The 14,485-nt window shown below is 71.7% G+C and carries 16 protein-coding genes; 12 read left to right on the top strand and 4 right to left on the bottom strand.

Annotation, left to right across the window (positions count from 1 at the left end; translation table 11 throughout):
- Positions 1-19 precede the first annotated feature (19 nt).
- Together MTP10_RS40470 and MTP10_RS40465 are read left to right on the top strand one after the other, a co-directional pair.
- The gene (locus tag MTP10_RS40470) at positions 20-1,003 is read left to right on the top strand and encodes an MEDS domain-containing protein (RefSeq protein ID WP_310717133.1); all 984 of its coding nucleotides are present in this window, start codon (positions 20-22) and stop codon (positions 1,001-1,003) included.
- Complete coding sequence (locus MTP10_RS40465) at positions 1,000-1,956, top strand: sensor histidine kinase (RefSeq protein ID WP_310717131.1); 957 nt, start codon at positions 1,000-1,002, stop codon at positions 1,954-1,956. Before MTP10_RS40470 ends, MTP10_RS40465 begins: the two co-directional genes overlap by 4 nt.
- 24 nt (positions 1,957-1,980) lie before the next feature.
- On the opposite strand, the gene MTP10_RS40460 is transcribed toward MTP10_RS40465, so the two are convergent.
- Positions 1,981-2,583 (bottom strand): class I SAM-dependent methyltransferase, encoded by a 603-nt coding sequence (locus tag MTP10_RS40460; RefSeq protein WP_310717129.1) that lies wholly within the window; start codon positions 2,581-2,583, stop codon positions 1,981-1,983.
- A 235-nt stretch (positions 2,584-2,818) separates the two neighbouring features.
- On the opposite strand from MTP10_RS40460, the gene MTP10_RS40455 reads away from it, so the two are divergent.
- Positions 2,819-3,502 (top strand): SDR family oxidoreductase, encoded by a 684-nt coding sequence (locus tag MTP10_RS40455; RefSeq protein WP_310717127.1) that lies wholly within the window; start codon positions 2,819-2,821, stop codon positions 3,500-3,502.
- Between the two features lie 28 nt (positions 3,503-3,530).
- Here the strand turns inward: MTP10_RS40455 and MTP10_RS40450 are convergent, their stop codons facing one another.
- Positions 3,531-4,145, bottom strand: coding sequence for a helix-turn-helix domain-containing protein (locus tag MTP10_RS40450; RefSeq protein WP_310717125.1), 615 nt, complete (start codon positions 4,143-4,145; stop codon positions 3,531-3,533).
- Positions 4,146-4,196: 51 nt separating this feature from the next.
- A complete protein-coding gene (locus tag MTP10_RS40445) occupies positions 4,197-5,387 on the bottom strand; it encodes an aminotransferase class V-fold PLP-dependent enzyme (protein ID WP_310717123.1) in 1,191 nt (396 codons plus the stop codon).
- 47 nt (positions 5,388-5,434) lie between these two features.
- Between MTP10_RS40445 and MTP10_RS40440 the strand changes: the two genes are divergently transcribed.
- Together MTP10_RS40440 and MTP10_RS40435 are read left to right on the top strand one after the other, a co-directional pair.
- Positions 5,435-6,070 (top strand): GntR family transcriptional regulator, encoded by a 636-nt coding sequence (locus MTP10_RS40440; RefSeq protein ID WP_310717120.1) that lies wholly within the window; start codon positions 5,435-5,437, stop codon positions 6,068-6,070.
- The gene (locus tag MTP10_RS40435; RefSeq protein WP_310717117.1) at positions 6,067-6,831 is read left to right on the top strand and encodes an SDR family NAD(P)-dependent oxidoreductase; all 765 of its coding nucleotides are present in this window, start codon (positions 6,067-6,069) and stop codon (positions 6,829-6,831) included. The genes MTP10_RS40440 and MTP10_RS40435 overlap by 4 nt, the downstream gene beginning before the upstream one ends.
- Positions 6,832-6,840: 9 nt before the next feature.
- Here the strand turns inward: MTP10_RS40435 and MTP10_RS40430 are convergent, their stop codons facing one another.
- A complete protein-coding gene (locus MTP10_RS40430; RefSeq protein WP_310717115.1) occupies positions 6,841-7,614 on the bottom strand; it encodes a glucose 1-dehydrogenase in 774 nt (257 codons plus the stop codon).
- A 262-nt stretch (positions 7,615-7,876) separates the two neighbouring features.
- On the opposite strand from MTP10_RS40430, the gene MTP10_RS40425 reads away from it, so the two are divergent.
- The 7 genes from MTP10_RS40425 to MTP10_RS40395 form a co-directional block, all read left to right on the top strand.
- Positions 7,877-9,235 carry an ATP-binding protein gene (locus MTP10_RS40425; protein ID WP_310717113.1) on the top strand — a complete coding sequence of 453 codons (1,359 nt, stop codon included), beginning with the start codon at positions 7,877-7,879 and terminating at the stop codon, positions 9,233-9,235.
- Entirely contained in the window at positions 9,232-9,648 is a 417-nt protein-coding gene (locus tag MTP10_RS40420; RefSeq protein WP_310717111.1) for a roadblock/LC7 domain-containing protein, read from the top strand. The genes MTP10_RS40425 and MTP10_RS40420 overlap by 4 nt, the downstream gene beginning before the upstream one ends.
- A complete protein-coding gene (locus MTP10_RS40415; protein WP_310717109.1) occupies positions 9,648-10,004 on the top strand; it encodes a DUF742 domain-containing protein in 357 nt (118 codons plus the stop codon). Before MTP10_RS40420 ends, MTP10_RS40415 begins: the two co-directional genes overlap by 1 nt.
- Positions 9,985-10,593, top strand: a complete 609-nt coding sequence (locus MTP10_RS40410) for an ATP/GTP-binding protein (RefSeq protein ID WP_310717107.1) — start codon at positions 9,985-9,987, stop codon at positions 10,591-10,593. The genes MTP10_RS40415 and MTP10_RS40410 overlap by 20 nt, the downstream gene beginning before the upstream one ends.
- Positions 10,590-11,864, top strand: a complete 1,275-nt coding sequence (locus tag MTP10_RS40405) for a cytochrome P450 (RefSeq protein WP_310717105.1) — start codon at positions 10,590-10,592, stop codon at positions 11,862-11,864. Before MTP10_RS40410 ends, MTP10_RS40405 begins: the two co-directional genes overlap by 4 nt.
- Positions 11,865-12,288: 424 nt before the next feature.
- Positions 12,289-13,896 carry a phospholipase A2 gene (locus MTP10_RS40400; RefSeq protein WP_310717103.1) on the top strand — a complete coding sequence of 536 codons (1,608 nt, stop codon included), beginning with the start codon at positions 12,289-12,291 and terminating at the stop codon, positions 13,894-13,896.
- Positions 13,897-14,019: 123 nt separating this feature from the next.
- The coding region (locus tag MTP10_RS40395) for a hypothetical protein (RefSeq protein ID WP_310717101.1) at positions 14,020-14,485 on the top strand (466 nt) is incomplete at its 3' end.

Genomic DNA, 14,485 nt, shown 5'->3' with positions numbered 1-14,485 from the left:
GGCGCGGAGCCGGGAGAAGTTGTTACTGTGGAAGAGCGGGCAGGAACGCGCGGCGCCCCTCGACTCCCTCGACGCCTGGACCTCCTGCCGCATCCCCGAAGACGAGAAGCGGTACATGGCACATCCCACCACAGTGGACCATCTCCTCCCAGGGGATCACGTCTGCTGGACATTCGACGACCATGAACGGCATCTGTCGGCCCTGATTCGCTACCTTCGCGGAGGTCTCGAGCGGGGTGAGCAGGTCCTGTACTTCACCGACACCTTCCTGCCCGACGCCTTCCTCGCGGCGGCGCAGGCGTACGGTCTGGAGGTGCGCGAGCCCGAGCGCACCGGACAGCTTCAGGTGACCACCGCCGAGGAGTCCTACCTGGCGGGCGGCACGTTCGACGCCGAGCGTGCCCTGGCGGGCTGGCACACCGCCATCGGCGAGGCGCGCGGCCAGGGCTACAGCGCGCTGCGGGTGGCGGCCGACATGGGCTGGACGGTCCGCGCCACTCCCGGCGTCGAGCGGCTGGCCTGGTACGAGGCGCAGGTCAACCAGATCTTCTCCGACGGCTACGCGATGGCGCTGTGCTGCTACGACCGGCGGCTGTTCACCAGCGCCGAGCTGGACCGGGTCGGCGCCGCCCACCCGGCGACCGCGCGGGCGGGGGCGGGCAGCCACGAGGAGTGGGCGCCGATGCTGCGGATCCGGCGCACCTTCGAGGGGCTCGCGCTGACGGGCGCGGCCGACCGGAGCAACAGCGACGCCCTGGAGGCCACGCTGCGCCATGTCGTGGCCGACGCCCATCGCATCGCCGACGGTGCCGCCCCGCTGGTGGTGGACGTGGCGGACCTGACGTTCGCCGACACGGCCATCGCCCGCCTGCTGGCCGGCGCGGTCGCCGCCGCGCGGGGCCGGCTCCTCCTGCGGGGCGTCCGCCCGACGCTGCACGAGATGCTGTCCGTGATCGACCCGGGCCAGGCCCACGCGCGGTGCGTCACCGGGAGCACGGTATGAGCGTCACGACCGCCCCCTCCGGGTCCGTCGCCGATCCGTTCGAGCACATCGGGCTGCTCTACGACACGCCCGACGCCTACGCCGAGGGGTGCGCCGCGTTCCTGCGGCGGGCGCTCGACGCCGGCGAGCCGGCCATGGTGGCCGTGCCGGGCGGCAACGGCGACCTCATCCGGTCCCGTCTGGGCGGGGCCGCCTCCCGGGTGGTCTTCGCCGACATGGCGGTGGCCGGCCGCAATCCCGGCCGCATCATCCCCCGCGTCCTGCTGGACTTCGCCCGCCGCCACTCCGGGCAGCGCGTGTGGATCATCGGTGAGCCGATCTGGGCGGGCCGCAGCGAGGTCGAGTACCCCGCCTGCGCGGCGCACGAGGCGCTCATCAACGCCGCCTTCGCCGGCCGCGACGCGGCGATCCTGTGCCCGTACGACACGGCCGCCCTCGGCGCGCGAGCGGTCGAGGACTCCTATCGCACCCATCCCGTCATGGCCGAGGCAGACCGCACCTGGGCCAGCGGCCTCTACGCCGATCCCTTGGACACCGCAGCGATGTTCGACCAGCCCCTTCCCACTCCCCCACTCACCGCGCACCAGCGGACGTTCAAGACCGTCGGCGAGCTGCAGGACGTGCGCTCCTTCACCGCCGGTCTCGCCCGCTCGGCGGGCCTGCCCGACGCCCGCGTCGAACGCGCCGTGCTCGCGGTCAACGAGGTCGCCACCAACGCCTTCGAGCACACCGCGGGCGGCTGCACGATCACCGTGTGGACCGAGACCGCGACGCTCGTGTACCAGATCGACGACGCCGGTCACTTCGTCGAGCCGATGGCCGGGCGGATCCCGCCGGTGGACCTGCAGTCGCGCGGTCACGGGCTGATCCTCGTCAACGAGCTCAGCGATCTGGTGCGCCGCCACGACCACGCCGCCGGCACCACCACCCGCCTGCACTTCGTGCTCGGCTGACGCCGCTCCCGGAGCGCCGCCGGCTCAGTCCTGCGGTTTGCGCCAGGTGATGCTGTATCGCAGCAGCAGGTGGCGGCGGTACTCGGAGCCGGGCAGGATCTCGGCGGCCAGCTCCCGCATCTGCGGGTAGCTCACCGGCGGCGGCCACACCGTGGGCGACGCATGCTGCCAGAGGCCCTTCACTGCGCGGTGGAAGGTGCCGACGGCGACGCCGGCCAGGACGCGCGGCAGGTCGCCGGGCATGGTGCTGCGGGCGAGGCCGACGACGGCCAGGACGCCGCCGGGGCGCAGCAGGTCGCGCATGCGGGCCAGCCCGGTGGCGGCGTCCATGTGGTGCAGGGTGGCCACGGAGGCGACGACGTCGAACGAGGCGGGCTCGAAGGGGTGGGTGAGGAAGTCGCCGACGACGTAGCCGACGTCGTCGGGGTGTGAGCGGGCCTGCTCGATGCTGGGCGCGTGCAGGTCGATGCCGGTGACGTGCGGCACGGTCCGCCGGAGTTCGCGGGCGAGCATCCCCTCGCCGCAGCCGACGTCGAGGGCGCGCCTGGCTCCCTCAGGGATCGAGCTCAGGATGCGGGGGTGGTAATGGATGTTGTGGTTCCATCGCCTGCTGTCCTCGGCCGTCATGTGATCATCCTGCCGGACACGCTTCGCTGAGGCGATCCGGACAGCTCCGCCCGGCACGACGACCGCAAAGGCGGCGGGCCTGCGCGACGGCCCTCGGCGCGGACGCCGACGTACCCCCCTGACCCGGTCTCCCCGCCACTGCTGCTACGCGCTCCTCACAAAGGGGCAGCCTGCCGCCGGGCCCTTTTGCTTTACCGTCCGGCTCCCGCCGTGACCAGCGGGGCACCCTGGAGGTATGGACCTCAAGGACGCGGTCGCGGTGGTGACCGGCGGGAACCGCGGGCTGGGCAGGCACTTCGTCACCCAGCTCCTCGAGCGCGGCGCGAAGGTGTACGCCGCCGCCCGCGATCCCGGGCAGGTGGACGTGCCCGGCGCGGTGCCGTTGCGGCTGGACATCACCGACGCGGAGTCGGTGGCCGAGGCGGCCCGGGTCGCCACGGACACGACGGTGCTGGTCAACAACGCCGGCATCTCCACCCACGCCACTCTGCTCGGCGGCGACTTCGACCTGATCCGCCTGGAGATGGAGACCCACTTCTTCGGCCCGCTGGCCGTCACGCGCGCCTTCGCACCGGTCATCGAGGCGAACGGCGGGGGCGGGATCATCAACGTCCTGTCCGTGCTGTCGTGGGTGCACGTGCCCGACTACGGCGCCTACAGCGCGGGCAAGGCCGCGGCGTGGGCGATGACCGACGCGGTGCGGCAGCAGCTCGCCCCGCGGGGCATCGGGGTGACCAGCGTGCATGTCGGCTACATGGACACCGACATGGCGTCCTACGTGGACCCGGGGCAGAAAGTGGATCCGGCGCAGGTGGCCGCCGCGGCCCTGGACGGGCTGGCCGCGGGCCGGCCGGAGATCCTCGCCGACGAGCTGAGCCGCGCGGCGAAGCGGGACCTGGCGGCGCCGCCGGCCGCCTGAGCGCGCCTCTCGGCAGGGAACGCCTGGGTCACCCCAGCGAGCGGGCCAGACGGAGGACCCCCGCGCGGATGCGCCGCTCGCCGAGCTCCGGGAGCAGCGCCGTCACGTGCACGGCCGACAGGGCGGCGAGCAGCGCATGGGCGGAGTGGTCGGGGTCGGGGGTGCCGCCGAGCAGGATCGCCACGTGGCGGTGCCAGAACCGGTACGCCCCGATCCGGTAACGGGCGCCGGGGGAGCCGGTCTCCGACATGCGGATCACCGCCAGGTGCTCCAGCAGGTAGTCGAGGTAGGCGTCCACGAAGGCGGCCAGGCGCTCGGCGGGCCCGGCCCCGGGCCCCAGCGGCGGCGGCCCGTACAGGATCGCCTCCTGCAACACCCGCTCCCGGGCGTCCAGCAGCGCCGCCGCCAGCCCCGACTTGTCGCCGAAGCGCCGGAACAGCGTGCCCTTGCCGACGCCGGCCGCCTTGGCGACCTGGTCCATGGACACCGCCTCGACCCCGTGCGCGGCGAACAGCCGCGCGGCGGCGTCCAGCACGGTGGCGCGGTTGCGGGAGGCGTCGGCCCGCTCCTTGGGCGGGCGGCTCAGCAGCAGCTCCAGCGGCCTCGCAGAATCGGACTGCGGTCCGTTGTTATCGCGCGCCATAGCCGGACTATAGTCCGTTTCATCGCCGAGGTGAACCACCCTGCCGGCGCGTCACCGGCTCATCCCGCCGACCGCCTCGACGAGCCGGTGCAGCTCCTCCTCGGTGTTGTAGTAGTGCACCGAGGCCCGGACCAGGTCGGGCAGGCCGCGCGCGGGCAGGTCGTAGCGGGCGTGGCGCCGCAGCGAGACCGACGTGTTGACGCCCCTCGCGGCCAGCCGGCCGTGGACCTCGGCCGCGGGTCTTCCCTCCACCGTGAACGTGACGATGCCGCACTTCCGCACCCCCTGGTCGTGGACCCGCACGCCCGGCACCTCCCGCAGCGCGTCCCTGAGCCGCCCCGCCAGCGTGCCGACCCGCCGCTCGATGGCGGGCAGGCCCCACGACAGCGCGTGGTCGACGGCGGCGCCCAGCCCGAGGATGGCGGCGACGTCGCGCTCCCACGTCTCGAACATCCGCGCCGTCTCCTCCACCTCGTACCGGTCCGGATGGGTCCAGGTGGCGGCGTGCAGGTCGAGGACGGCGGGCGTGAGGCGTTCGCGCAGCCGGGGCCGGACGTAGAGCAGGCCGGTGCCCCGGGGACCGCGCAGGTACTTGCGGCCTGGGGCGCTCAGCGCGTCGCAGCGCAGCCGTTCGACGTCGAGGTCGAGCTGCCCGGCCGACTGGCAGGCGTCCAGCAGGTACGGCACGCCGGCGTCCGCGGCGATCCGGCCCACCTCCTCGGCGGGGTTGACCAGGCCGCCCTGGGTGGGGACATGGGTGATGGCGATGAGCCGCACCCGCTCGTCCAGGCGGCGCCGCAGGTCCTCGACGTCGAGCTGCCCGCTCGGGTCGTCGTCGACCACCTCCACGCGCGCCCCGGTCCGCTCGGCGACCTGGAGGAACGCGATGACGTTGCTGGCGTACTCGGCCCGGCTGGTCAGGATGCGATCGCCGGGACCGAACGGCAGGGCGTAGAACACCGCCTGCCAGCCGCGGGTGGCGTTGTCGGTCAGTGCGATGTCGTCGCCGTGCGCGTGCAGCAGGGTGGCGACGGACTCCCGTACGGCGTCGAGCCGCGGCGCGGCCTCGGCCGCCGCCCGGTAGCCGCCGCGCAAGGCCTCCTCGCGCAGGTGGGCGATCACCGTGTCGGTCACGATCGCGGGCGGGAGCGCGGCCCCCGCGTTGTCGAGGTGGGTCACCCGGGCGCACCCGGGAGTCTCCGCCCGCGCCCGCCCGACGTCCACGTCTTGCATGCAGTTCATAGAAACTGAATACAGAAATTGGCGATTGCATGCAATAGGATGCGAGTGTGACAGACAACGCGAGTCCTCTCCGCCGGGACCTGGCCGAGCAGATCACGGCGCGCGTCCTGGACGGCCGGTTCCCGGCGACCGCGCGCGTCAACGAGGTCCGTCTGGCCGCCGAGCTGGGCGTCAGCCGCACTCCCCTGCGGGAGGCGCTGGTGGAGCTCACCGACCGGGGTCTCCTGGTGTCCGAGCCCCGGCGCGGCTTCCGCGTGCCGCCCCTCGACCCGGCTGAGGCTCGCGAGCTCTATCCGCTGGTGGGCGAGCTGGAGGCGCTCGCGCTGCGCTGGTCCCCGCCGCAGGCCCTCCACGGCGTCACGGACCGGCTCGAACGGCTCAACGACGACATGCGCGCCGCCCTCGACACCGGAGGCGACCTGGCCGCGCTCGACGACGCCTGGCACGCGCTGCTGCTGTCGGCCTGCGCCAACGACCACCTGATGCGGCTCATCGCCCAGACCAAGCCCCTGGTCAAGCGGTACGACGTGCTCTACTTCGGCGGCCGGGAACGAGCGGAGCAGAGCCTCGCCGAGCACCGGCGCATCGTCGCCGCCATCCGCGACGACGATCTCGGCGAGGCCGCGCGCTGGCTCACCCGCAACTGGGTCAACGGAGCCGAATACCTGGGCGAGCAGCCATGATTCCGGGAACCGATCTCGACGGGCAGGTCGCCCTGGTCACCGGCGGCTCGTCCGGCCTGGGCGAGTCCATCGCGCTCGCCCTCGCGCGGGCGGGCGCGACCGTCGCGGTGGCCGGGCGGCGACGGGAGACCGCCGAGAGCGCGGCCGGCCGGATCACCGCCCTCACCGGCCGTCCCGCCCTGGCGCTGGCCTGCGACGTGGCCGACGACGCCGGGGTGCGCCGGATGGTGGACGAGGCCGTCGACCGGCACGGCCGGCTGGATGTCCTGGTGACCAGCGCCGGGGTCCAGGCCCGCGGCGCGCTCGCCGACCTCACCGCCGCGGACCTCCGGCGCTGCCTGGAGGTCAACGTCGTCGGCACGTTCCTGGCCTGCCAGGCCGCCGTCCCGGTGATGCGGGCCGCCGGGTACGGCCGCATCGTCACGCTGGCCAGCGCGCTGGGCCTCGTGGGCGCGGCGGGCCGGGCCGGGTACGCCGCCAGCAAGGGCGCCGTCGTGCAGCTCACCCGGAGCCTGGCGGTCGAGCTGGCCGGCACCGGCATCTGCGTCAACGCCCTGGCTCCGGGCCCGTTCCGCACGCCGCTGAACGAGGGCGCCGACGACGACCCCCGCGTGCGCGACTTCCTGGACCACCAGGTCCCCGCCGGACGCTGGGCCGAGACGACCGAGCTGACCGCGGCGGCGCTCCTGCTGGCGAGCCCGGCCGCGTCGTACATCACGGGCGCGATCCTTCCGGTGGACGGCGGCTGGACCGCCCACTGAGCAGCCCCGTCAGCGGGCGGTCATGGCCCCGTCCACGGCCATGGGCAGGCCGGTCACGAACGAGGCGGCGTCGGAGCTGAGCCAGGCGATCGCCTCGCCGATCTCCGGAGGGTTGGCGTACCGCCCGACCGGATGGTAGGCGGCGGTCTGGTCCAGCGTCATGATCCCCTGCTGGATGAGGTCGTCCACCATCTGGGTGCGCACGGCGCCGGGGCACACGGCGTTCACGCGGATCCCCGAGGTCGCATACTCCAGGGCGGCCGCCTTGGTCAGCCCCACCACCCCGTGCTTGGCGGCGACGTACGGCGAGACGAAGGGCGCCTCGATGCCGACCAGGCCGGCCACCGAGGCCACGTTGACGATCGAGCCCGAGCCCTGCTCCAGCATCTGGACGAGCTCGTGCTTCATGCACCACCAGACGCCCTTGAGGTTGACCCCGATCGAGGCGTCCCAGGCTTCCTCGCCCACCTCGTGGAGCCGGCCGTCGCCCGCCGTGTCCACGCCCGCGTTGTTGACCGCGCAGTCCAGGCGGCCGAACCGCTCGACCGTGAAGTCGACCATGTCCTTGACCGCGTCGGACCGCCGCACGTCCACCCACACGAAGGCCGCCTCGCCGCCCGCCGCCTCGACCTCGGCGACCGTGCGCTTGCCGCCCTCCTCGTTGATGTCGGCGACCACCACCCTGGCCCCGTGCCGGGCGAACACCACCGCCGTGGCGGCTCCGATGCCCGATCCGGCGCCCGTGATCAACGCCGCTTTGCCATCGAGTAGTGAACCAGCCATGGAGAGCCGACTCCCGTCCTGTGTCAAGGCGATAGGAACTGGCACCGTACTGGAGGGTTGATCAACGTGTCGAGTTTCGGAAGGATCTGACGCGTTGCCGTCAGATGCGGTCTTATGACGCAGAGTAAAGTGCTGTAAGATCTTTTGTCGCTCGCCCAGCGATCAAGGAGATCGGCCGGAACAGGTCCGTCGTCGCGCGTTCGGCCCCGGTCGCGTCGCGTTCGCGATGACCGGGCTCCACTCGCCGACGAGGAGCTCATCGATGTCAGTACAGGTACCAACACGCCACCGCGCGGCGCGCCTGCCGCTGGGGGAATCCCTGGTCGTCCTGGCGGCCACGGCCGTCATCACGGGGGCCGCGTCGTTGACGGCCGTGCTCACCGCCCCCCTCTCGGCCCGGACATTCCTGGCCTGGACCCTCGGTGTCGCGGCCGTCCTCGTGTGCGGTTCGGTCACGTTCGCGACGTACGGCAGCCAGCAGATCCGGCAGCTGCGCAGCCGCCTCGCCGCGGGCGACGCGGAGCTCATCCGGATGGCCACGGAGACGATGCCCGGAACGGTGGCGCGGATCAGGGAGGGGATGTCGGCGGAGTCCGTGCTCGCGGGCATCCCCCGGCCGGCGAGCACCGCCCAGCAGCACCTCCTGTACGTCTTCGTCAACGAGGTCAGCCGGGAGCAGCGGGTACGCGCCGCCACGACGTCCGCGTGCGCCAGTGCCGCCGGGCGGGTGCAGGCCCTGGCCACCAGCATGCTGGCCGACCTGCGTGAGATGGAGGACCGGCACGACCGGATCACCCTCGGCGACCTGCTGAAGCTGGACCACACGACCGCGCAGGCCGGCCGGCTCGCCGACAGCATCGCCCTGCTGACCGGGGCGAGGTCGGGGCGGCGCTGGACCAAGCCGATCGTGATGGAGAGCATCCTGCGGGGGGCGATCGGCAGGATCAGCGCCTACCAGCGGGTCCGGGTGCACTCGGTCAGCACCGTCGCGATCGCCGGGCACGCCGCGGAGGGCGTCATGCACGCCCTCGCCGAGCTGATGGACAACGCCACCAGCTTCTCCCCGCCCACCGAAGAGGTCCACGTGTACGTGGAGGAGGTGAGCACGGGGATCGTGATCACGATCGAGGACTGCGGCCTGGTGATGAGCCCCGCCGCGCTGGCCCGGGCGGAGCGCGCCGTGTCCGCCGAGCCGCTGGACTTCACGACGCTGTCCGGCTCCCGGCTCGGGCTGGCGGTCGTCGGCTGCCTGGCCCGCAAGCACGGTCTGACCGTGTCCTTCCGCCCGTCCTCGCGTGGCGGCACCGGCGTGGTCGTCATGATCCCGCAGCAGCTCATCAGTCACAACATCCCGGCCCCGCGGGTGACGCACTCCCCCGCGGCGGCCCCGCACGGCCGGCAGGCCGCGCCGCCGGCGGCCCCCGAGCAGGACGAGGAGCTGCACGGGCTGCCGCGACGCCGCCGGGGGCAGACGCTCGCGGCCGCCGCACCCACGTCGCCGGCGCCGGCCGCCGGCCCCGAGCCCCGGCCCACGCGGCCACCTTCCGACGCCGCAGCCAAGTTCGCGGCCTTCCACCAGGCGAGCAGGGCACGACAGATTGGAGAGGACGGACCTCGATGAGAAGCTCAGATCAGGAACTCGGCTGGCTGCTGGAGAACCTCCTGGAGAGGACCCCGCAGACCCGGTACGCGCTGGTGCTGTCGAGAGACGGCCTGCGCCTCTCCCACACCGCCGCGCTCACCGTGGACCGCGCCGACCAGCTCGCGGCGATCGCCTCCGGTATCCAGAGCCTGTCGTACGGCGCGTCCATCGAGTTCGGCGACGGCACGGGAGGGCTGCGGCAGTCCATGACCGAGTTCCACGGCGGGCTGCTGTTCATCGTGGAGGCGGGAGAGGGCGCGCACCTCGCCGTGGTGGCCGGCGAGGACGCCGATCCGGGGGTCATCGGCCACAACATGAACGAGCTGGTGGAGCAGATCGGCGAACACCTGACCGCGCCACCCCGCGCACCGCAGCAGAGCAGCCGGCTCTGATGTCGCCGCGCCTGGAGGACGAGAATCCGGACCGCCTCTACATGGTGACCGGCGGGCGCAGCAGCGTGACGGACGACGCCTTCGACATGGTCACGCTGATCGTGAGTGAGTGCGATCCCACTCCGGGCATGCAGTCCGAGCATGCCCGCATTCTCCGGCTCTGCAGGAGCCCGACGGCGGTCGTGGAGATCGCGGCGGAGTTGCGGCTGCCGGTCAGCGTCGTGTGCATCCTGCTGTGCGACCTGCTGGACACCGGACGCATCACCGCCAGGAACCCGCGTCCGGCGCCTGCCGCGACGCGTCTGCCCGATCCCGACATGCTGAAGCAGGTACTCGTTGGACTCCAGAACCTCTGAATCGGTCGCGCGCACCCCGTTGCCGAGCTCCGCGACCACCGGACTCAAGATCGTGATCGTCGGCGGCTTCGGCGTGGGGAAGACGACCCTGGTCAAATCGGTCAGCGAGATACGACCGCTGAGCACCGAGGAGACCATGACGCGGGCGGGGATCGGGGTGGACGACGCGCGCGGGGTGGAGGCGAAGTCCACCACCACGGTGGCGTTCGACTTCGGCCGGATCAGCCTGAACGCCGAGCTGGTGCTCTACCTGTTCGGCGCGCCGGGTCAGGAGCGGTTCTGGTTCCTGTGGGACCGCCTGTTCACCGGAACCCTGGGCGCCGTCGTGCTGGTGGACACGCGTCGCCTGGCCGACTCCTGGTACGCCATCGACCGGCTCGAACACCACGGCATGCCGTTCATCGTGGCCCACAACCGGTTCGGCGAGTCCACCCACACGCTCGACCAGATCCGTGACGCGCTCGACCTCTCCAGCGACGTGCCGCTGATCGCGTGCGACGCGCGGCAGCGGGAGTCCAGCAAGGCCGTGCTGATCACGCTGGTCAACCACCTCTATGCTCTGTCCTCCGCCCGGCAGGTGACCTCATGACCGACGCCACGCATTCCTCCGAACCCGTCCACTGGTTCGCCGCCCCTCCCACGGTCCCTGAGCGGAGCGCGTTCGAGGGCGCCTTCCCCATGTACGGCAGGGAGTACCACCGAAACCCCGCCCGCGCCTTCGAGGAGATGCGCAAGCAGGGCCCCGTGGTCCCGATCCTGCTGGAGGGCGACGTACCCGGCTGGCTGGTGCTCGGCTACCGGGAGCTGCGTTACGTGCTCAGCAATCCCAAGCTGTTCGTCCGCGACTCGCGCCATTGGAACCAGTGGAAGAACATCCCGCCCGACTGGCCCCTCAACGCGTACGTCGCCTACCAGCCGTCCATGCTGTTCGAGGTGGGCGCGGCGCACGAGCGCCGGGCGGGCGCGGTCAGCGACGCCCTCGCCGCGGCCGACCAGTTCGAGCTGCGGGCGCGCTGCGAGCGGGTCGCCGAGGGGCTGATCAACACCTTCATCGGCTCCGGCCGGGCGGACCTGATGGCGCAGTACGCCAACCCGATCCCGCTGCTCGTCCTCGCCTCGATGCTCGGCCTGCCGGACCCGGACACCCGCGCGCTGGTCGGCGAGGTGGCCACGACCCTGAACGGCGGGCCGGCCGCGATGGAGGCGTACCAGCGGGTACAGGCCATCATGAGCCGGCTGCTGGAGATGAAACGGCAGTACCCGGGGCCCGACATGCCCTCCCGGCTGCTCGCCCACCCCGCCGGGCTCACCGACGAGGAGCTCACCCAGGACCTGCTGCTGACCCTGACCGCGGCCCACGACCCGACGGCCACCTGGATCGGCAACACGATCCAGCTCATGCTGACGGACGACCGGTTCGCCATGACGCTGTCGGGCGGCCGGCGCAGCATCGGCCAGGCGCTGAACGAGGTGCTGTGGAAGGAGGCGCCCGGGCAGATCGCCATCGGCCGGTGGCCGGTCATGGACACCCAGCTCAGCGGCCGCCGCATCAAGGCCGGCGACCTCCTCGTCTGCGGCCTGGCCGCCGCCAACCTCGACCCCCAGGTACGCCCGGACCTCTACGGCGACTCCGTGAGCAATCACGCGCACATGTCGTTCGGGTACGGCGCGCACGGCTGCCCGCACCCCGCGCCGGAGCTCGCGGAGGTCATCGCGCACATCGCGGTGGAGATGCTGCTCGACCGGCTGCCCGACGTGGTGCTGGCGGTGCCGCCGGAGTCGCTGGAGTGGCGGTCGTCGATCCAGATGCGCAGCCTGGAGTCGCTGCCGGTCGAGTTCACGCCCGGCTATCCGATGTGATCACGGGCCCGCGGCGGCGCTCTTCGCCGGGGTGCCGTCCGGCCCTCTCGCGCCGCCGCGGTGCGCCGGCCTGCCGCTACGGGCCGCCGTGAAATCGAAATTCGTTGACGTCGAGGCGTTGCCACCGCTGATTCCTATGCACTTCGACCTCCAAGTCGGCGCGGAAGAGCACCGGCGGGCCGGCGATTCTCTTTTTTTCGCAGGCCACCGAACTGTCGCCATAAATTCTGTATAAATTCGGCAGCATTCGCCGAACTGCCTTCGCGGCCTGCACATTTCATACGAGGGGATGGCAGCGGGGACGCAGCTCCATACGCGATTGGAGCACCACTCCACGGAATTGTCCATATCTTGTCAAGGGATTTATCAGCACTTACTCTCCAGGTGATCAGATCACTTTCTCTCTTCACCCTGGAGGCACCACGTGCGCCGATTACCTCTGTCCGCCGCCCTCGCGGCCATGCTCCTCCCCTTCCTGGCCCCGGACGTCTCCGCCGCCGCGCTGACCGATCCGCCGCCGGCCGACGTGCAGGAGATCGGCCCCGGCCAGTACTCCGCCGACACCAAGACCTTCAAGCTCACCGAGCTGGACGTGTCCGCAGGCGCGATCAGCCGTAAGCACGGCGTGGCCCTGACCGCCGGCGATCTGGCCCGGCCGCAGTCGGCCCCGGCCACCCGCCCCGAGCTCGGCGTCTTCGGGCCCGGCTGGCAGGCGGAGTTCGCCGGCGGGGAGATCAACCGGAAACTGGAGAACCAGAACGGCACCATCGTCGTCACGGAGCTCGAGGGAGGGACGTCGACGCGCTATCCCCTGAAGAGCAGCGTCTCCTTCCCCGACGGCGGCGGCATCCAGACGTACCAGGCCGACAACGGATCCAAGATCACCGAAACCACCAAGTGGGACGCGAACGTCGGAGCGATGCGCACCACGACGATCGAGACGATCCCGATGGATCCGGGCCCCGTGGAGGCGGGCGACGACACCTTCGTCACCGCCGACGGCACCCCGATCAACAACGGCGACCTCCAGCTCACCTACGCCTGGGCCCGGCCGGCCGGTGCGCCGAGCGCCGACCCCTGGCGGGTGACGGATGTGGGCAGCACCGCCCTCGGCAAGTCCACGATCACCTACGACACCCAGGGCCGCGTCAGCACCGTGAAGGAGCCGGCCGGCGCCACGGACCCCGCATCGGTCACGAAGTTCACCTACGCCACGACCACCACGGCCTCCGGCACCTCCAACGGCGACTACGCGGGCCGGCTCAAGGAGGTCGCGGTCACCTACGGGACCGAGGCGCCGCAGATCGAGGCGAGCTACGCCTACGACCCGAACGGCCTGCTGCGCACCGTGAGCGATCCCAGCGTCGGCGCCGTCCAGGGGACCTACGCCTACGACGCGGTGGGACGCCTGTCGTCGATCGAGTCCGTCACCAACGGCGGGTGGCAGCTCAGCTTCCCGGCGGGCGTCGCGGCTCCCCAGGTGACCGCCACGGGCACCGACATGCCGGCCAACGGCGGGACGACCGAGGGCGCGGCCGGGCTGGACGACCCCGACGCGACCGAGCCGCCGGCCAGTGACTTCCTGCCGGACGGCGTGGATCCCCCGCAGTCCTACCCGAAGAAGTGCAGCACCGCCGTGACCTGGATGTGGTACACGAAGTCGGGCTGCTCGGCCTGGGCATTTCACGGCGGCAAATGGCGCAAGCCCGACTGGAAGCGGACCGCCAGCGGCTTCAAGGTCAGGGGCATCTACTACGACCACTGCACGTCGTCCCCGGACAAGCCTCACAGTTTCGATTTCCGGCCGGCCTGTGACTCCCACGACTACGGATACGGCCTGATAGCCAACCGGAAGAAGCATTACAAGTACTACCTCGACAACACCCGTACGCGAAAGCTTGATGTGGACAACCGGTTCTACATCACCCTGCGCGACAAGGTGTGCGGCGGCTACTTCATCCTGGTCCGGCCGGACTGCAGGGCATTGGCGTGGACGTATTACCAGTTCGTCAAAAAGTACGGCAACCCATGAGAACGGCGCCGGCCCGACGTGACACCTGAGCTCTGACTTTTTCGGGGACTTCCCTCGGCCGGATGGCGGCTCCGACCGCCGTCCGGCCACCCCTCATGCCCTTAATGTAAGGCGCGGTACGTCATGAAATTACGAGTCTTATCCTGTGTCATCGCGGCCCTGGCGACCACGGTGATCGCGACCGGGCCGGTCCACGCGGCGGAGCCCTCCCCCACGACGCCCGCAGCGACCGCTTCGACCGCTGCGACCGCTGCGACCGCTGCCACCGCCTCGACCTCGCAGCAGGCCACCCCGGCGGCGCCCTGGATCGAGCCCCGGCTGAGCGAGCGGGCGGCCGCGGCGGGCACGATCAGAGTCAACGTCGTCAGCAGAACCCGCGCCGACCTGCCGGACGCGGCCGCCGGCGGCCAGGTGATCCAGCAACTGTCCCGCCTCCCCATGCTCCCCCTGCACGTCGACCAAGCCGGACTGGACCGCCTGGCCAAACTGCCCAGCGTGGTCAGCGTGACCGAGGACCGGCCGGTCCCGCCGGTACTGGCCGAAAGCGTCCCACTGATCGGCGCCGACAAGACCAGAGCCGCGGGCAAGA

The organism is Nonomuraea sp. 3-1Str (assembly GCF_031570565.1).
Lineage (GTDB): Bacteria > Actinomycetota > Actinomycetes > Streptosporangiales > Streptosporangiaceae > Nonomuraea.
The sequence above is the reverse complement of the archived record's forward strand: the minus strand, read 5'-3'. Positions and strand labels throughout refer to the sequence as shown.